Here is an 18,416-nt window from a genome sequence, read left to right on the forward strand (position 1 = left end):
AGTACTGTTATGTAACGTTTAGCTTTAGTCTACGACTAAAAAAATAATCTTATATTTGCTAGCCCAAAATTTTATCAAAAATGAAACCGGATCCAAAATCAAAAGCGAAGAAATCTAAATTCAAGCTTTTACATCAATACTACTCTTACACAGGGTTTTACAGCTTTGTTTGGCAAGCAGTAAAGAAGGCTTTACCGTATATTATTGGTATTGTTATTTTGGTATATGTGGTGAATCATTTTTTTGATATCAACAAAACACTAACGCATTTAACAGAAATACTTCCGGCTTACGGTGTTTTAAGTTTCTTTTTTGTTTCAGAAACACTTTTAGGCTTGGTACCACCAGAAATTTTTATTGCCTGGGCAGGTAAAATGTATAGTCCGTGGTTTTATTTAGGTGTTTTAGCTGTTTTATCTTACGGTGGCGGTTTAGTCTCTTATTGGATGGGACGTACTATTACTAAAATTCCATCGGTACATAATTACATTGAAGTAAAAATGGAAAAGCAACTTAAAAACTCAAAAAAATGGGGTGGCTTTTTAATTATGGTTGGAGCTGTATTGCCTCTACCCTTTTCTATTGCTTGTTTGGCAGCCGGAATTATCGAATTTCCGTTTAAAAATGTCATGCTTTTTGGTTCGCTTAGATTTATCCGTTTTGCGCTTTATGGCATTCTTATTTTTAGTGCGCTTTAATAGGGTTTTGCTTTAACGAATTTCACCTTCTATTTATCTTATTTTTAACGATTATTATGAAGGGATTACAACTTTAGAACCTTATTTTTGCTGAAAATTTACAGTATGTTTTCATTATTAAATATTTTCAGAATTGTAGCCTTTTTAGAAGGTGTATCTTATCTTCTTTTATTATTTATTGCTACTCCAATTAAATACATCTCCGGTAATCCTGAATACGTAAAACTTTTAGGAATGCCTCACGGAATGCTTTTTATTGTCTACATTATTTTAGCTTTTTTAATTAAAAGTGACATGAAATGGACTAGCAAAACATTTTTAATTGTGCTTGTAGCTTCTGTTATTCCTTTTGGAACTTTTTATGTTGAAAGTAAACTTTTAAAACCAACGGTTTAATGAGTGGTTTAAAACATAAACTTTATGACTATTTAATTTTAAGTGGTTTTACCGAAAACTCTGCCAAGTATCTAAATATGCTTGCGCTATTAATTGCGCTATTAATAGCCGTGTTTATTATAGATTATGTAACACGAAAAATACTAGTAAAAACCTTTGCTCAGTTTGCTTCGGTATCTAAATCTAATTTTGACGATTTATTGGTTGCCAATAAGGTGCCTCGCAATATAGCGCACATCATTCCGCTACTTGTGGCTATTAGATTTGTGCCTGAAGTATTTGGAGATTTTCCAACTTTTGAAGATGTTTTTGAGCGTGGCTTAGAAGTTTTTGCCATTATTTTAATCCTTTGGATTGTTAGAAGCTCACTTAATGCTTTAAAAGACTACCTAAAAACCTTACCACGTTTTAAAGACAAACCTATTGATAGTTACATACAGGTTTTCATGATTTTCTCTTGGCTAGGTGGTATAATGTCGGCTATTGCCATTTTAACAGGTATTGAATTTATAAAATTTGTTACCGGTTTAGGCGCTATTTCTGCAGTAATTATACTTGTTTTTAAAGATACTATTATGGGCTTTGTTGCTAGTATTCAAGTATCTATTAACGATATGGTGCGCATTGGCGATTGGATTACTTTTGAAAAATACGGAGCCGATGGTGATGTTATCGAAATTAATTTAGCCACTGTAAAAGTGCAAAACTTTGATAAAACGATAACTACGATACCAACTTATGCTTTAATTTCCGATTCGTTTAAAAACTGGCGTGGGATGACGAATTCTGAAGGGAGACGTATTAAACGAGCGCTTTATATTAAGCAAACTGGTGTTAAATATTTAACCGATGCTGATGTTGAAAAACTAAAAGGTATCCATTTAATAACGTCTTATTTAGAAGGCAGACAAGCAGATATCAAAACTTACAACAACGCGAATAACGTTGATAAAAACCTACTATTAAACGGACGTAACCTTAGTAATTTAGGTGTTTTTAGAAAATATATAGACACTTATTTAAAGCAGCACTCTGCGGTAAATAAAGATATGATGATTATGGCTCGCCAATTGGCACCAACTACTCAAGGTATTCCATTAGAAATTTACGCTTTTAGTAGCGATAAACGTTGGGAAAACTACGAGTATATTATGTCGGATATTTTCGATCATCTTATAGCAGCTCTACCCTATTTCGATTTAGAAATTTTTGAGTTGCCAAGTCATGGCAGTTTTAAAGCTTAGACTAACAAAGACTATATTTTATAAACTATATATTGCTGCGTAACCAGTAATTTCACTTAAAAAAAGTAAAAAAACGCTATTAGATTTTAAAAAATTTAATAGCGTTTTAAAAGTTATTATTATTTCATGAAAAAAGTTATTTCTCTCATATACTTACTTGGTGTTTTTCAATCTTTAACCGCTCAAAATAAAACCGAAATAAAACAAAAACTAGACTCTTTAGCCAACGTTTACAAGGAATACAGACTAAATAATCAGTTACAAAAAAAACGATTTGAAGCCACAATTACTTCAGAAAAATGGGATAGTATCAATTTCGATCCTTATAGAAATGACATTAAAATTCAACCTTTCGAAATTACATTTTCAGATAGTACCTACACCTCACCTATCGATGGTAAAAAAGTCATTACATCGCGTTATGGTTGGCGCAGAGGTCGTGCCCACCAAGGTATAGATATTGATTTAGTTACCGGAGATTCTGTTCGCACTATGTTTGATGGTATTGTGAGGTTTGCAAGATATAGCTCTGGACATGGACGTATTGTAATTGTACGTCATTATAATGGCTTAGAAACAGGTTATGCCCATTTATCGGAATATCAAGTAAAAGCCAATGATACCGTTTCTGCCGGAGATATTATAGGTATTGGTGGTAAATCAGGAAATGCAAGAGGGAGCCATTTACATTTAATTACAAGTTATAAAGGCAATTACATAAACCCAGAATATTTATTCGATTTCTCGGAAAGTAACGCCGTTAGAAACGAAAATTTATGGGTGACTAAAAAATGGGTAACGGCTCAATATCATGGTTCTAAACGACAAACTGAATTAGAACTTCTAACCACTAAATCTTTAGCAGAGGCTAGCCATAAAGAAGATAACAGAAAAAAAATACACGTGGTTAGGAGTGGTGAAACACTATCTGGTATTTCTGATAAATATAGAATTTCTGTATCTAGACTTTGTAAAACGAATTCCATAAGAAAAACGAGCCTCTTAAGAATAGGACAAAAACTAGTTGTTAGTCTATAATTACTTAAAAAACAACTTGTTTTTTAATAGAGATACACCTTTTTATCGTCTTAAAATCATTGGTTTTTTAAGCTTAGAAGCTTGATAATAAAAAACGCTATCAATTTTATAGGTTTCAAACAGTTCTGCTGCACCTCTAATTTTAAGCTTATCTCTTATATGTAATAACCAATCGGCGCGATCTACTTTTACGCTATCTAAAACCACATTGGTTAGGTTTGCTCCTTTTAAATTTGCTCTAATTAAAAAGGCTCCTGTTAAGTTAGCACCTTCTAAATTGGCATTAATTAAATTTACATCGTCCATATCTACATGCGATAAATTGGTGTTTTTTAAGCTGGCATTTTGTAAATCAACATTCATTAAATCAGATCCAGATAAGTTGGCTTCATTCAAATTAATATCCCTTAAAGTAGCGCCTCTTAACTTAGCATTCATTAATTCCGATTTAGTAAAATCACTTTCCTGTAAAATTTCATCTACAAAAAACGATGACGAAATTTTACTTTTACACAACGAAATAAGTAACTGTCCACGCTCTGGACTAATAGGCTCATCAATAAGCTTATCGCCTACCATGTATCTATACGGTTTCATGGCGCGGCTTAAGCCAATAATTCGTCCTGCCAAAGTATTAGAAAGCCTAGAAGAACTGCTATTTTTTAATTCGCTATTTACATCACTTAGAACCTCGCCCATAATAAACATTTGAGTAGAACGACGAGACGCCTCAGCTAAATGTGTTTGAGTTTCTATTTTACTATTCTGAATTTTTAATAAATTGTTTTGGTAAAACATTAAAGTTGTTGGCAAAATAGCCAACAATAAGCCAATAACGCCAATTCGGGTAATACGCCTAATTAAACTCGCTACAAGGTTAGATGTGGTTTCTATTGATATTTTATGTTGCTGATTAAATTCGTTAATAGAATTATAAATACTCTTTTTAAGATTTTTACCAGCAATTAGAGTACCAACAAACTTAAAAATACCGCGCTTATTAGATCGTTTTTTTTTAGAATCTAGTTTTTCGAGACGTGCCTTTAGGCGTTGATTTTCTCGTAATAAGTCGTCAATATGTTCACTCATTTTTAAGTTTTGGGGGTTAGTTATTTTTCGGTAGAAAACAAATTTACTGCTTTAAATTTAATTGAACTTCATTTCTGTTTTCGCAGAGTTTATTGTTTTTAATAAGTAGTCTATAAATGCTTCCTTTATTATTAGTTAAAACCTTTCCCTGCAATATAAATAATCTTTTTATCAAAAATCGACACAAACATATTTTCATCGACGAAATACACTTTTAAATAGGTGTATCTACGTATAAACACGATTAAGTACAAATTTAAACGATTTAACGCAATCTGTTTCGCTATGTTTGTCGCTTATTAACCATAACCAAATTTAAATGATGAAATTAAAAATTAAAATTACCGGATTATTCCTAATCTGCTTACTATCTACATTTAACAGTTTAGCCCAACAGGAAACTTTTCTTGGGGAAGTAAAAATGTTTGCAGGTAATTTTGCTCCCCGAGGTTGGGCACTTTGTCAAGGACAGTTATTACCAATATCACAAAACGATGCATTATTCTCAATTTTAGGAACTACGTACGGCGGAGATGGCAGAACTACTTTTGGCTTACCAGATTTGCGTGGTAGAGTTGCTATGGGACCTGGTAATGGTCCTGGATTGTCTACTTATAGAGAAGGATCTAAAGGAGGAAGAGAAAATATTACTTTAACTGTTTCAAATATGCCTTCTCACAATCATACCGCTACATTTACCCAAACATCCGGTGTTTCAACTACGCCTGCCGTTGCGGAAGAAGCAAACTCAGATGATCCTACAAATAATAGTCTAGCAATTCCTAGTATTGGAGGAGCTAACAAAATATATAGTAGTGATACTCCTGATGCGAACTTATCAAATGGAAATGTTAACGTCGAAGGAAATGTTAATATTCTTAATAACGGAAACCAACAGCCTTTTGATATTAGAACTCCTTATTTGGGTATTAATTATATAATTTGTCTTCAAGGCATATACCCATCACGCAGCTAATTAAATCAACACAAATCTTTAAAATATGAAAAACAATTACACATTAAAGTTTTTAAAAATAACATTGTTATTTTTTGCTCTGTCACTTACAAGTTTGCCTGTGTTTTCTCAAACTGTGTTAACTGAAGGTGATATAGCTTTTACACGTATCAATATAGATGATGAAACACTCTCCTTTGTTCTTTTAGTACCAATAGCTAATTCAACTAAATTTATAATAACTGATGAAGCATGGAACGGAAGTTCTTTAGATGCTATTGAATCCTCGATTGAATTTACAGCTACATCAGATTTTTTAGCAGGAGAAGAAATTTCTATTGATACAAATATCTTAAGTTTTACTTCTTCAGGTTCCGGAACAGCCTCACTTTTAAGTATAGGCGCTTACAGTCCAATTAATGGAAATATGTTGGGAGCTGCAGGTGATAATCTTTTTATTTATCAATCTACAGGAATACCTACAGCGACTGATTTCGTGGCTGGTATTAATGCAAATAGCGGTGTAATGGGATCTCCCGGAAATGCGTGGAGTACTTCAACTAGTAGCTCAAACTCACTTTTGCCAAACGGTTTAACTAATGGTACAGACGCTTTAGGTCTTTTTCCAAATGGAGGTGCACAACCAGAATTTGATAACGCACGTTATATGCCTACATCATTGCACACAGGTGATAAAGCTACAATTCTAGCTTCTATAATGGATCTTTCAAATTGGGAGTTTGATAATGATGTGCCTTTTCCTGTATCTTCAGCTACATTTAACGTTACAGTGCCTTGTACAGAGCCAGATATACCCACCATTAGTTATGCTCCGGGAACTATTTGTGATGGAAATAGTGCTTTACTAAATATTTCTGGTGATTTAAATGATGCCACAACATGGTATGTCTATACAGGTTCTTGTGGAGGCACATTAGTTGGTACAACAACAGGCTCAAGCATTATTGTAACACCAACCCCACCAAGTACAACCTATTATGTTAGAGGAGAAGGTGGCTGCGCTACTGCAGGCTCATGCGGTAGTGTAACAATTACAACCACGCCACGTGAAGACGCTTCTTTTAGTTATAGCGCTACTGCTTATTGTGCTGATAGTTCTGACCCTACTCCTACAATCACTGGAGTATCTGGAGGTACTTTTACATCTTCAGGAGGATTATCATTAAATGCTACTACAGGTTCTATTGATGTATCAGCTTCCACGCCTGGAGCCTATACTGTAACTTATAGCACTTCTGGTTTATGTGATGGATCAGAAACTGCTTCTGTTACAATAAATACTTTACCAACAGTAACCTTTACAGCTCCTGAAGACCTATGTTTGGATGCTGGCATTCAAGCTGATTTAGGTGGTGGAACAGCTACTGGAGGTGTGTATTCTGGTACTGGTATTACTGACGATGGTAATGGAATGACTTATTCTTTTGACCCAGCTGCCGCTGGTGTTGGAATTCATACTATAACATATACGTTAACCAATGCTAATGGATGTACAAATGCTGTTAGCGACGATATTGAAGTTACTAATACCGATGCCCCTAGTGTTGATATTATTACTGTTGGTTTAACAGGAGATTGTGCTGAATTGAGTACTGGTTTCACTAAAACAGATATTCTAAATGGTAAAAACGTTTATATATCTAATTTAGACAATTTTCCTCTTGCAGTTGGTTTTGACGGCACAAAATGGGTTTTATTCGCTATGGACATTGAAAATACAGGATTTGAAAACACGAGTGTTCCTGCGGGGTTAACTCCTCCACTAACAGGATGGGTTCCAACTCAATGTTTTGACGGCACGATGGATATCTACCTAGGAGCATATGTTTGCCACGGAGGTACTATTGCAGACTTATCATTGCTTTTCTCTGAAGATAATATAAAAATTTATGTTGATGCTACTACAGAAACTCCTCTAGCAGAAACAGACTTAGTCATAAATGGAAATCAATACTATATATCAAAAACAATTAATGGTTGTGAAAGTGATAGATCTGTGATTGAAGTAACCGTAGGCTCTGAAATTAATAATGAGGCAACATTAAATGCGGGAGTAATAACAGCAACACAATCTAATGCATCATACCAATGGTTTGCTTGTACTGGTGAAGGCGATGAATATTTAGATGGTGAAACAGGTCAAAGTTTTACAGCTACGGAACCTGGAGATTACAAAGTATGGGTTTCTGTTTTAGGCTGTTCAGTAGAATCTACATGTATTACCGTATCTACTCTAGGAACAACGGAGATTACTGATAATAAATCTAATTTTTCAATGTATCCAAACCCTAGTTCTAGCCAAGTGAAAATTAAATCTAGTTTAGGAGGTCAATTTAAAATTATTAATCAATTAGGACAAACTGTAAAATCATTCAATGCAACAGCAACCATTGAAACTACAGTGTATGTTGGAGACTTAAGCGAAGGTATGTACTTTGTGCAAGGCACCGATGGCGCTTCTGAAAAGCTAATGATTAAAAAATAGTTAATATACATTTTAAACAAGCATAAAAAAAGCGTGAATTCTAGTTTAGAATTCACGCTTTTTTCTTTTAATAATGTTAAGCTTATTAAAGCATCGCTCCTACTTAGGATCTAAAATAGTATTAATACGCTCTAAACAATCTTTATAGTGGTATTTTGTTGTAGTGTCAGTAGAACGATAAGATGCGTTAATAACAATCTTTTTTAACACAGATAATTCTCCTCTTGCCAAAGCTCTAACATCTGACGGTTCTGTCATTAAAAAAGCCATACGCTCAATATATGCACGTTGTAAATTACGACGATAGATATCTACATTTTTTGTCGCGTTAGCTTCTATCCAAAGTCCTTTACGAACATCTTGTAGTAACTCTAAAGCAGAATAATTGTTTGCGTCTATAGTTTCATGATCAATTAAACGTTCTAAAATCTCGTGACTCAATAATTTATTTAAAAAACTACTTTGGTATTTACCTAAACGCGCTGTGTAACCTTCATAATCTGTTCGGCTTAAAAGTTCTTTTTGAACTAACCAACTCGGTGTTGTAAATGCATTTTCATGTAACCATTGTACGGATGCTTTTTGAGTTTCTTTAGGTACAGCTTCAAACGGAATACCAGACTGGTTCGGGTTAATTAAATTCTCATGTACACCTCCAACATTGGTTAATACATGACTGATATAACGACGCCACGCTCCAAATAACTCATCATATAACTCCTCTAAATCATCGTAATCATTAGTAACATCACTAGTCCATTCTGGTAAATGAATAGAAACATATTTTAAGTTTTTAAGCGCATAAGTACTCGCTTTTATAGCATCGTTTCCTATATCTTCTGTTTGTGATGTAGGGTCAAAACGGCTTCTTTGTTTTCCGAAGATATATTTTGGGTCACCAGCTTTTTCAAGAATCCAACCATCTAGAGTTATTAGTTCTGCCTCTGGAGTATTGGCCTCTGGAATAACACGGTATCCCCAGTTAATAGCATAATCATCATAAGCTCCTAATTTTCTAATAAATCTAATATTTTCATCACCAGGTTGGGCAATATAATTATAACGCGCATAGTCCATAATAGTAGAAGCAATGCCGTTCTTTTGTGTAAAATCTCCATTTCTATAGCTTTCAACATCATAAGCTTTACTTGCACTCATATTATGCGGTAAACCTAAAGTGTGCCCTACTTCGTGAGCTATTACCATTTTCATCATTTCACCAATATCTTCTTTCGGTGTATTTAAAGTTCTAGCCGCAGGATTAGCCGCGCCCGTTTCAATTAAATATCGATTTCTATACGATCGTAAATGGTTATGATACCAAATAATGTCACTTTCAATAATTTCTCCTGTCCTCGGGTCCGATACGCTTGGTCCCATAGCGTTTCTAGTTGTGCTCGCTACATAACGTATTACAGAATAACGAATATCTTCTGGACTAAAATCTGGATCTTCTTCTTTACTTGGCGGATCTTTAGCTATGATGGCATTTTTAAAACCAGCTTTCTCAAAAGGACCTTGCCACAGCTCTACGCCTTCTTTAATATATTTACGCAAGTTTTCTGGTGTAGCCGGATCTAAATAATACACAATAGGTTTAATAGGTTCTACTAATTCACCACGATCATAAGCTTCTGGATCTTTAGGTTCCATACGCCATTTACGAATAAAAGTTTTAGTATCAGACTTTAATGCTTCACTGCCATAGTCTACGTGATCTAGAGTAAACCAACCCACGCGGTCATCTGAAAAACGAGATTGCATAGGTTTTTCTGGTAACAAAATCATAGATTGATTCATTTGTAAGCTTATAGACTCACCACTTCTAAAAGATGGTGGTGCAGATGCATTGTAAGTCATATCTTGTACCACTTCAATATTCTCGGGAAAACTCTTAACACTGTTTATAAAACTTCTAGAAGCGTCTAAATTTTTTACCTTATATTCACTACGCATATAAGACGGTAAACCACTTATGGCTTTAACATCACTAGTATAAAACTTAGTAACATCTACAACTATTGCTGTAGAATCTTTGCTAAACGCACTAATGTCAAAAGCAAATAATGTAGGTTCGTAATTATTAGATTTAACCGAAATGCTAATTGGTAACTCTTCATTAGCTACCGAACTATAAGATTTCTCTTTAATCAGTATTTTATTTTGAAAGCGCTCCCATGTTACTAAACGCGAATTGGTTTTAGTTCCCGCATTAACATAGCCATCGCCCATATTGGTTGGCAATTTCGAAATTCTACTTACTAGAAGCATATCTTTCCCTAAGTGTTCCATAGGAATTTCAAAAAAATACGATTCTCCAACTTGGTGTGTTTTAAATAAACCATCATCTGAAATGGCACTTTTAGTAATTACCTCGTTGTAGGGTTTTATTTTTCCCTCTTTTTTCTTTTCAGGAGGTTTAGATATTTCACTTTTATCTTTTTTATTCTTTTTCCGTTTAGATTGAGCGTAGTTGCTTGTAGAAGCCAAGCACATTATTAATGATAAAGTTACAAGTATTATTTTTTTCATAAGGAAAGAGTTAGATACATAATCTTTAAAAATAAAAAATTAATACCATTAGCACTTTTTTTTTCACAAAATTTTAAGGCAAATTAATATTACAATTACGGATTTATTATTTTGAAAAGCTTTTAGTTAGAATTTAATATTAAAAAGCAAAACATTTACTAGTTTATCATGACTAATATTTTCGAGTTTCTCACAGCAACTTCTCCATATTTCCATATTACATCATTCAAGTAAATAACCTGTCATCACTTTAAAAACCAATAAGTTATTAAATTAAGTTAGAAACAATATAAATTTCTTACTAATTCTCATTTCTATAATACTTTATATAAGGATTACTTCTCTATCACCCCCAATTTTATATCTTTGCATTTTACGCTATAGTCAACACTATAGACACTTTATAAATTTAAAGATGAATGAATAAACATTTAAATATAAAAACAATTTGCTTTGTAGGTTTAGCCTATATATTGTGTTTTCAGGTAAAAGCACAAGGTGTAGATTTTTTATTTAACGAAGAGTTAAACACTTTAATGACTCAAAAAGAAGGCGGTTCTCCTTATACTTTTGAAATAATTAGTGTTGTTTATACAACTGTAGGTGAAAAACCAACAACTAAACGTTTAACAACTTTCTATAAAAAAGCTTTAGCATTTACTAACAAAGCCAAAGCTGATAGCACACGAATAGCTAACCTAAATAAAGAATCAAAACTTACACCTGCCGTTAAAAAAGAAATCACAGATGTTAACAATCGATTAAGAATAGCGCGAAGAACCTTAAAGTCAGTAAAAAAATATGAAATTGTACCAAGCCAAGTTTCTGTTGGAAAGTATAATAAATATAAAATAAGAAGAAGTGTTTTTAAACCAGAAAACATCTTTGTAGGTGCATTTAAAAATTTAGGTTCATTTTATGTTACTAAAAGTATAGATGGCTATAATGAGAGAGACTTAATTTCTGTTGCTAACGCGAAAAGCAATAATTTAACAAGTGAATACTTTCTTTTCGAAAATCAATTTGTTCTAATTGAAAATATTCAAACCAAGGTTGTCTATATGGTTTACCCAGATTTTTTAGAGAAATATGCCATTAATAAAATAGCAGCTCAAGAAAAGTATAAGGGTAAAATTAGTTTACCTAAAAAGGAATACATCCATGATTACGATAAAAAGATAGACTCTATAATTATAGATTATAATTACAAGGAATATAGTCGATCTATAAATATTAAAAATAAATTATAAAGATTGGATGTTCCAAAATAAATATGCGATACATATTTAAAACCTAAAATAATTATATAAAAAAAACCTGTTAAGAAATTTCTTAACAGGTTTTTTTTATATAATTGAGGTATTAACTCTCTAGATATTTGCAGCTAAAAAGTCACCAACTTCTTTAGTACCGTAAGCTTTTCCGCCATCGGCTAAATCTTCAGTAACAATACCTTCAGCTAACGCTTTGTTTACAGCATCTCTAATAACTTTTCCTTCTTCTGGTAAGTTAAAGGCAATTTCAAACATCATGGCTGCCGATAAAACCATGGCCATTGGGTTCGCAATATTTAATCCAGTTGCCTGTGGGTAAGATCCGTGAATAGGTTCGAATAAAGCAATATCAGATCCCATAGATGCCGATGGCATTAATCCCATAGATCCAGAAATAACTGAGGCCTCATCCGTTAAAATATCACCAAATAAGTTTTCAGTAATTAAAACATCGTAGCTATTTGGCCATTGTACTAAACGCATAGCAACTGCATCAACCAACTCGTAACTTACTTCAACTTCAGGATAATCTTTTTCCATAGCCTGAACAGTTTCTCTCCACAAACGAGATGTCTCCATAACGTTAGCTTTATCAACACAACATAATCTTTTAGAACGTGTCATTGCTAATTCAAAACCTTTTTTAGCCAAACGTTGTACTTCAACACGTGTATAAACACAGTTATCAAAAGCCGTTTCACCACCATCTCTTCTACCTTTTTCTCCAAAATAGATTCCACCAGTTAACTCACGTAAAAACACTAAATCTGTTCCTTCAATACGCTCTTGTTTTAAAGGTGATTTATCTAATAAAGACGGAAACGTAAACGTTGGTCTTAAATTAGCAAATAAGCCCAATTGCTTACGCATTTGAAGTAAACCATTTTCTGGACGTACTTTTGCCGAAGGATCATTATCAAAACGAGGCAAACCAATAGCTCCAAATAAAACAGCATCCGAAGCCAAACAAACTTGGTGCGTACTGTCTGGGTAAGGTTCTCCAACCGCATCAATAGCAGCAGCACCTGTTAATGCTGGCTTCCAAGTTATTTCATGTCCAAATTTTTGCGCAACCGCTTCACTAACTTTTTGTGCTTGCTCCATTACTTCAGGTCCAATACCGTCACCTGCTAAAACTGCAATATTAAATTTCATCTTTATTAATTTTAAACTTTAAATTCTATTTATTTTTTTGGCGTTTCTTTTTGCTCATCCCTGTGAAGTGTAGTACCAAAATAAGTTTTGAAGTACACTTGTCAGCATCGCAAAAAGTCGGACTTTCACTACTCACTTCCTCCTACCGTCGGCGAGCTCAAACAAACCGTTCAATCCTTAACGCGGGTCTGTCTACAATGTTTCTGTATAGCGTTAACAGTTTCAGTTTACAATAAACTCATTTAGCTCACCACTATATTCATCATCTTTTCAGTAGCCTTAATTGCCGAAACTGTTTGATCGGAATCTAAACCACGTGTTTTAAATTCTTTTTCAGCACTTTTCCATGTAATAATGGTTTCACAAAGTGCATCCGAGTTACTTCCAGGTGGTATACGTACTGCATAATCCACTAATTTAGGTAACTTTAATTGTTTCTGTTTAAAAACACTTTTAATAGCATTCATAAACGCATCAAATTGGCCATCGCCATGAGCGCTTTCTTCAAAAACTTCGTCGTTTATAGTAAGTGAAACCGTAGTTGTAGGTTTTAAGCCCATAGCATGCGTTAGCACATATGCGTTCACTTTCACTTTTTCCTCATAACTTCTGTCTAAAACATCCGAAATAATATAAGGTAAATCCTCCTTGGTAACTACTTGTTTTTTATCGCCCAACTCAATAATACGTTGGGTTACTTTTTTAAGATCTTCACCATCAAGCTGAAGTCCTAATTCTTGTAAATTCTTCTGTATGTTGGCCTTTCCAGACGATTTCCCTAAGGCATATTTTCGGGTTCTCCCAAAACGTTCAGGCATTAAATCACTGAAATATAAATTGTTTTTATTGTCACCATCTGCATGTATTCCGGCAGTTTGCGTAAATACATTAGCCCCAACAACAGGCTTATTAGCAGGAATCATAAAACCAGAAAAGGTTTCAATCAACTTACTAATGGTATATAAAAAATTCTCATTTACACCAATTTCTACATCGGGCATAAAATCGTTAATAACAGCAACAGTACTAGCCATTGGCGCATTTCCTGCACGCTCACCCATACCATTAATTGTTAAATGCAAACCATCTGCTCCGGCTTTTAAACCAGCCATAACATTGGCAACACCTAAATCGTAATCGTTATGTGCGTGAAAATCAAAATGTAAACTCGGGTATTTATCTTTAATTTCTTTTACAAAATTAAAAGATTCCTCTGGTGTTAATACGCCTAAAGTATCAGGAAGCATAACGCGCTTTACAGGTTGTGTTGATAAAAACTCTAAAAATTCAAAAACATAAGCTTTAGAGTTTCGCATACCATTACTCCAATCTTCTAAATAAATATTAGTTTCAATACCGTGTTCTGTGGCTTGAATAATATTTTCTTTAATTTCTATAAAGTGCTGATTTGGAGTTTTTTTAAGCTGATGTGTTAAATGGTTTAACGAACCTTTAGTTAATAAGTTTTGAACCTTTGCTCCTGCTTCTAGCATCCAATTAATAGAGATCCCTTTATCAACAAAAGTTAAAACTTCAACAGCATTTAAATAGTTGCTTTCCTTAGCCCAAGCTGTAACATCCTTAACCGCCTGAAGTTCACCTTGCGACACACGTGCCGAGGCAATTTCAATACGGTCTACTTTTAGTTCTTCTAATAAAAGTTTAGCTATAGTGAGCTTTTCAGAAGCAGAAAACGACACGCTCGAGGTTTGTTCACCATCGCGCAATGTCGTATCCATTATTTCAATTCTTTTTACTTCCATTTTCTAGAAAGGACGAGATTCAGTAAATGCCTCTATCTCGCTTTTCATGTTTTGTAAATAGTCGATATCATCAAAACCATTTAACATATTGTCTTTCTTATAACCATTAATATCAAAACTTTCTTTCGTTCCAGAAGAAAGTAATGTAATAGTTTGTGCTTTTAAATCAATTTCAACTTCCGTTTTTGGATCTGCATAAACAGCTTCAAAAATTTCATTAGAAAATTCTGGGCTAATTTGCACAGGTAATACTCCAATATTTAAACAGTTATTTTTAAAGATATCTGCAAAGAAACTAGATACTACACAACGAAAACCATAATCGTAAACCGCCCAAGCAGCGTGCTCACGAGAAGAACCAGAACCAAAGTTCTTTCCTCCTAATAAAATTTTTCCTGTGTAAATTGGGTTATTTAATATAAAATCTTCTTTTGGTGTATTATCACCATTATATCTCCAGTCACGGAATAAATTATCTCCAAAACCGTCACGAGTGGTCGCTTTTAAAAAACGAGCTGGTATAATTTGATCAGTATCTACATTCTCTATTGGTAACGGTACTACGCTACTCGTTAATGTTGTAAATTTATCGTATGCCATTTTTTTAATATTCAGTTTGCCAGTATTCAGTGGACAGCAAGCTGCCATAAACTGACGATTATTTTTTTATTCTTTTATAAAATCAACATATTGTTCAGTTTATTAACTTAACAACTGTTGACTATACACTGCCAACTTATAGTAAATCTCTAGGGTCTGTAACTACGCCTGTAACTGCTGCAGCTGCTGCAACTAACGGGCTCGCTAACAATGTTCTAGATCCTGGTCCTTGACGACCTTCAAAGTTTCTGTTTGATGTACTTACCGCATATTTCCCAGCAGGAACTTTATCATCATTCATTGCTAAACAAGCAGAACATCCTGGCTCTCTTAATACAAAACCAGCTGTTTCAAAAATATCTAGTAAACCTTCTTCTTTAATTTTAGCTTCAACAATGTGAGAACCTGGTACTAACCATGCCGTAACATTATCTGCTTTTTTGCGTCCTTTTACAATAGAAGCAAATGCACGGAAATCTTCAATACGTCCGTTAGTACAACTTCCAATAAATACGTAATCGATTTTCTTACCGATCATAGATTCATTTTCTGCATAACCCATATAAGCTAAAGACTTATCATAAGTAGACTTTCCTCCTTCTACAGATTCTGCAGATGGTATATTTTTAGAAATTCCCATACCCATTCCCGGATTTGTTCCGTAGGTAATCATTGGCTCAATATCTGCTGCATTAAATACTAATTCTTTATCGAAAGTAGCATCTTCATCAGTTTTTAAAGTTTTCCAATAGGTCATTGCTTTATCCCAATCGGCTCCTTTTGGAGTCATGGCACGACCTTTAATATATTCAAATGTTTTTTCATCTGGAGCAATCATACCACCACGTGCACCCATCTCGATAGATAAGTTACAAACCGTCATACGACCTTCCATAGTCATGTTTTCAAAAACATCCCCAGCATACTCAACAAAATATCCAGTAGCACCAGAAGTTGTTAATTGAGAAATAATGTATAAACCAACATCTTTAGGCGTAACACCTTTACTGAGTGGCCCATTAATGCTAATACGCATTTTTTTAGGTTTTGGTTGCATTATACATTGTGTAGTAAGCACCATTTCTACTTCTGAAGTACCAATACCAAAGGCAATAGCTCCAAAAGCACCGTGAGTAGATGTATGAGAATCTCCACAAACAATAGTTGCTCCTGGAAGTGTAATACCGTTTTCTGGTCCTACAACGTGAACAATACCATTATTTTGGTGACCTAATCCCCAGTGACTAATACCGTATTGATTAGCATTATCTTCTAAAGTTTTTAACTGATTAGCAGATAACGGATCTTCAACAGGTAAATGCTGATTAATTGTTGGTGTATTGTGATCGGCAACAGCAAATGTACGGTCTGGGTACAATACACTTAAGCCTCTACTTTTTAAACCTACAAAAGCTACAGGACTTGTAACTTCGTGAATTAAGTGACGGTCTATATAAAACACATCTGGTCCATCTGCAATGTTTCGCACAACATGCGAATCCCACACTTTGTCAAATAATGTACTACTCATAAAAAATTTAAATTTTTGTATTAAAATAGCTTTAAAGCTATAAGAGTAACAAATTTAGAGTTTATTACAGTATTTCAAAACTTTATAGTCCTTAGTTACTTTATTTTTATAAAATCACCAACGGAACCGATATAATTTGAATTTAATGCAATGAAATCTTAAAAATGATTATAATTTTTAAAAGAATATTAAGGCTAGATTTTATAACCTATCGGCTACATATTCAATTTCTGTTTTACCATGTGGTAATGCTTTACCATCAGGCCCAATATTAACCATTACAATGTTTGAAATTGTTATAATAGTTTCTCGCGTCATTTTATTTCTAACCTCTGCTCCTAACACCAATGAAGCCCTTCCAAATTTTACAACGTCGATACCAATTTCTACAATATCACCTTGCTTTGCCGACGATTTAAAATCAATTTCACTCATAAATTTTGTTACCACTTTTTGGTTCTCTAATTGAATAATAGAATAAATAGCAGCTTCCTCGTCGATCCACTCTAATAAACGACCGCCAAACAATGTACCGTTGGCATTTAAATCTTCGGGTTTAACCCATTTTCTAGTATGAAATCTCATATTTTATATCTTTAATTTTTAGTTCTTTTTATAAAATAAAGGTACTCTAAAAATCAGCATTAAAACAACCATTTTAATTACTCTTACTTATTCTAGTATGTGTTTTTATTATTAACTTAAAATAAGGATTGCTGTTTTTCTTCATTCGGAATATTTAAAGCATATCCTAACTTTTCGTTAACCTGTTTTATAAAATATGCTGAAAGCAAAGGCGATTCTTCTTCAATGTTTTGATGAATGAAAAAATCGACTTCTTTAACACCTTGTTCTTTCCAAAGTTTTAAACGCTCAATCCAATCGTCTAATCGTTCATAATCCGAAGGATGATTAGCTCCAACATAGCGCACAAAAGCTGTAGAATTAGTTAATCGCATGTGCATTAAATCGCGACGCCCAGCGGTATCTACAATAACATTAGAAATATTAAAGTCTTCTAAAAGTTGATACAAGGCATCCGCAATCACTTTGTCGTTATACCAATCGCTATGCCTAAATTCCATCGCTAAAGGAATGTTTTTAGGCCAGTTTTTAGCAAAAGCAACCACTTTATCAAAATCTTTAGGAGTGAAATTACTATGCATTTGTAAAAAAACAGTGCCTAGTTTTTCTTTTAAATGCGATGCATTGTATAGATATTGATCAACGACGCCTTCAACATTTTGTAGGCGTTTGTAATGACTAATTTCTTGATTCAACTTCGGAAAAAACTTAAACCCTTCTGGTGTTTTATTATACCAGGTTTCAAATTGTTCCGCAGGAAAAATGCGATAAAATGTAGCGTTTAGTTCTATAGAATTAAATTGCGAAGCATAATATTTAAGTTCATCTTTTGTACCACGAGGATAAAACCCCTTAAGATCTCCCCTATTCCATTTTGCACAACCTACATAAATATCTGGCATATTATCATCCTTTACCGTATTTAAAATGCGCTTAGTATCTATATGATCTTGGGGTAAGGTAAAATCAATAGTATCAGGATTTGTAACACTGCCAAATTTCATGTAAAACGTTGTATTAATGCGGTTTAAAAAGATGTAAAATAATGAG

General features: G+C 33.7%; 15 protein-coding genes. 7 read left to right on the top strand and 8 right to left on the bottom strand.

Annotated elements, in window-relative coordinates; translation table 11 throughout:
* Positions 1-80: 80 nt before the first annotated feature.
* From BM246_RS04005 to BM246_RS04020, 4 genes are all read left to right on the top strand, one after another.
* Positions 81-698 carry a YqaA family protein gene (locus BM246_RS04005; RefSeq protein ID WP_074935921.1) on the top strand — a complete coding sequence of 206 codons (618 nt, stop codon included), beginning with the start codon at positions 81-83 and terminating at the stop codon, positions 696-698.
* A gap of 105 nt (positions 699-803) precedes the next feature.
* Positions 804-1,094: a DUF3817 domain-containing protein gene (locus BM246_RS04010; protein ID WP_042495062.1), complete on the top strand. Its 291-nt coding sequence runs from the start codon at positions 804-806 to the stop codon at positions 1,092-1,094.
* Positions 1,094-2,338 (top strand): mechanosensitive ion channel family protein, encoded by a 1,245-nt coding sequence (locus BM246_RS04015; RefSeq protein WP_042503685.1) that lies wholly within the window; start codon positions 1,094-1,096, stop codon positions 2,336-2,338. The genes BM246_RS04010 and BM246_RS04015 overlap by 1 nt, the downstream gene beginning before the upstream one ends.
* Positions 2,339-2,464: 126 nt before the next feature.
* Complete coding sequence (locus BM246_RS04020) at positions 2,465-3,376, top strand: peptidoglycan DD-metalloendopeptidase family protein (protein WP_074935923.1); 912 nt, start codon at positions 2,465-2,467, stop codon at positions 3,374-3,376.
* A 42-nt stretch (positions 3,377-3,418) separates the two neighbouring features.
* Here BM246_RS04020 and BM246_RS04025 read toward each other — a convergent pair whose 3' ends face one another.
* Positions 3,419-4,465: a pentapeptide repeat-containing protein gene (locus tag BM246_RS04025; protein WP_074935925.1), complete on the bottom strand. Its 1,047-nt coding sequence runs from the start codon at positions 4,463-4,465 to the stop codon at positions 3,419-3,421.
* A gap of 319 nt (positions 4,466-4,784) precedes the next feature.
* Here BM246_RS04025 and BM246_RS04030 point away from each other — a divergent pair, with 319 nt between their 5' ends.
* On the top strand, positions 4,785-5,441 hold the full coding sequence (locus tag BM246_RS04030) for a phage tail protein (RefSeq protein ID WP_083415711.1): 657 nt from the start codon (positions 4,785-4,787) through the stop codon (positions 5,439-5,441).
* Positions 5,442-5,466: 25 nt separating this feature from the next.
* The gene (locus tag BM246_RS04035) at positions 5,467-7,926 is read left to right on the top strand and encodes a T9SS type A sorting domain-containing protein (protein WP_074935926.1); all 2,460 of its coding nucleotides are present in this window, start codon (positions 5,467-5,469) and stop codon (positions 7,924-7,926) included.
* Positions 7,927-8,025: 99 nt separating this feature from the next.
* Here BM246_RS04035 and BM246_RS04040 read toward each other — a convergent pair whose 3' ends face one another.
* Entirely contained in the window at positions 8,026-10,458 is a 2,433-nt protein-coding gene (locus tag BM246_RS04040; RefSeq protein ID WP_074935928.1) for a zinc-dependent metalloprotease, read from the bottom strand.
* A gap of 419 nt (positions 10,459-10,877) precedes the next feature.
* On the opposite strand from BM246_RS04040, the gene BM246_RS04045 reads away from it, so the two are divergent.
* A complete protein-coding gene (locus tag BM246_RS04045) occupies positions 10,878-11,708 on the top strand; it encodes a hypothetical protein (protein WP_074935930.1) in 831 nt (276 codons plus the stop codon).
* Positions 11,709-11,828: 120 nt separating this feature from the next.
* Here the strand turns inward: BM246_RS04045 and leuB are convergent, their stop codons facing one another.
* The 6 genes from leuB to BM246_RS04075 all read right to left on the bottom strand — a co-directional run bounded on the left by leuB (position 11,829) and on the right by BM246_RS04075 (position 18,370).
* Entirely contained in the window at positions 11,829-12,887 is a 1,059-nt protein-coding gene (leuB, locus tag BM246_RS04050; protein WP_042495049.1) for a 3-isopropylmalate dehydrogenase, read from the bottom strand.
* Positions 12,888-13,129: 242 nt separating this feature from the next.
* A complete protein-coding gene (locus BM246_RS04055; RefSeq protein ID WP_074935932.1) occupies positions 13,130-14,650 on the bottom strand; it encodes an alpha-isopropylmalate synthase regulatory domain-containing protein in 1,521 nt (506 codons plus the stop codon).
* Between the two features lie 3 nt (positions 14,651-14,653).
* Positions 14,654-15,250, bottom strand: coding sequence for a 3-isopropylmalate dehydratase small subunit (gene leuD / locus BM246_RS04060; protein WP_042495047.1), 597 nt, complete (start codon positions 15,248-15,250; stop codon positions 14,654-14,656).
* 136 nt (positions 15,251-15,386) lie between these two features.
* Positions 15,387-16,781 (bottom strand): 3-isopropylmalate dehydratase large subunit, encoded by a 1,395-nt coding sequence (gene leuC, locus BM246_RS04065; RefSeq protein WP_074935933.1) that lies wholly within the window; start codon positions 16,779-16,781, stop codon positions 15,387-15,389.
* A 201-nt stretch (positions 16,782-16,982) separates the two neighbouring features.
* The gene (locus BM246_RS04070; RefSeq protein WP_042495043.1) at positions 16,983-17,366 is read right to left on the bottom strand and encodes an acyl-CoA thioesterase; all 384 of its coding nucleotides are present in this window, start codon (positions 17,364-17,366) and stop codon (positions 16,983-16,985) included.
* Positions 17,367-17,482: 116 nt separating this feature from the next.
* Positions 17,483-18,370 (bottom strand): DUF72 domain-containing protein, encoded by an 888-nt coding sequence (locus BM246_RS04075; protein WP_074935935.1) that lies wholly within the window; start codon positions 18,368-18,370, stop codon positions 17,483-17,485.
* Positions 18,371-18,416: the final 46 nt, after the last annotated feature.

Source organism: Algibacter lectus, assembly GCF_900112395.1.
GTDB lineage: Bacteria > Bacteroidota > Bacteroidia > Flavobacteriales > Flavobacteriaceae > Algibacter > Algibacter lectus.

Coding starts and splice junctions, on each gene's coding strand:
- BM246_RS04045 (WP_074935930.1), top strand. CDS start 10,878: ATGAATAAACATTTAAATATAAAAACAATTTGCTTTGTAGGTTTAGCC.
- leuC (WP_074935933.1), bottom strand. CDS start 16,781: ATGAGTAGTACATTATTTGACAAAGTGTGGGATTCGCATGTTGTGCGA.
- BM246_RS04005 (WP_074935921.1), top strand. CDS start 81: ATGAAACCGGATCCAAAATCAAAAGCGAAGAAATCTAAATTCAAGCTT.
- BM246_RS04035 (WP_074935926.1), top strand. CDS start 5,467: ATGAAAAACAATTACACATTAAAGTTTTTAAAAATAACATTGTTATTT.
- BM246_RS04075 (WP_074935935.1), bottom strand. CDS start 18,370: ATGAAATTTGGCAGTGTTACAAATCCTGATACTATTGATTTTACCTTA.
- BM246_RS04010 (WP_042495062.1), top strand. CDS start 804: ATGTTTTCATTATTAAATATTTTCAGAATTGTAGCCTTTTTAGAAGGT.
- BM246_RS04015 (WP_042503685.1), top strand. CDS start 1,094: ATGAGTGGTTTAAAACATAAACTTTATGACTATTTAATTTTAAGTGGT.
- BM246_RS04025 (WP_074935925.1), bottom strand. CDS start 4,465: ATGAGTGAACATATTGACGACTTATTACGAGAAAATCAACGCCTAAAG.
- BM246_RS04055 (WP_074935932.1), bottom strand. CDS start 14,650: ATGGAAGTAAAAAGAATTGAAATAATGGATACGACATTGCGCGATGGT.
- BM246_RS04020 (WP_074935923.1), top strand. CDS start 2,465: ATGAAAAAAGTTATTTCTCTCATATACTTACTTGGTGTTTTTCAATCT.
- BM246_RS04070 (WP_042495043.1), bottom strand. CDS start 17,366: ATGAGATTTCATACTAGAAAATGGGTTAAACCCGAAGATTTAAATGCC.
- leuD (WP_042495047.1), bottom strand. CDS start 15,250: ATGGCATACGATAAATTTACAACATTAACGAGTAGCGTAGTACCGTTA.
- BM246_RS04040 (WP_074935928.1), bottom strand. CDS start 10,458: ATGAAAAAAATAATACTTGTAACTTTATCATTAATAATGTGCTTGGCT.
- leuB (WP_042495049.1), bottom strand. CDS start 12,887: ATGAAATTTAATATTGCAGTTTTAGCAGGTGACGGTATTGGACCTGAA.
- BM246_RS04030 (WP_083415711.1), top strand. CDS start 4,785: ATGATGAAATTAAAAATTAAAATTACCGGATTATTCCTAATCTGCTTA.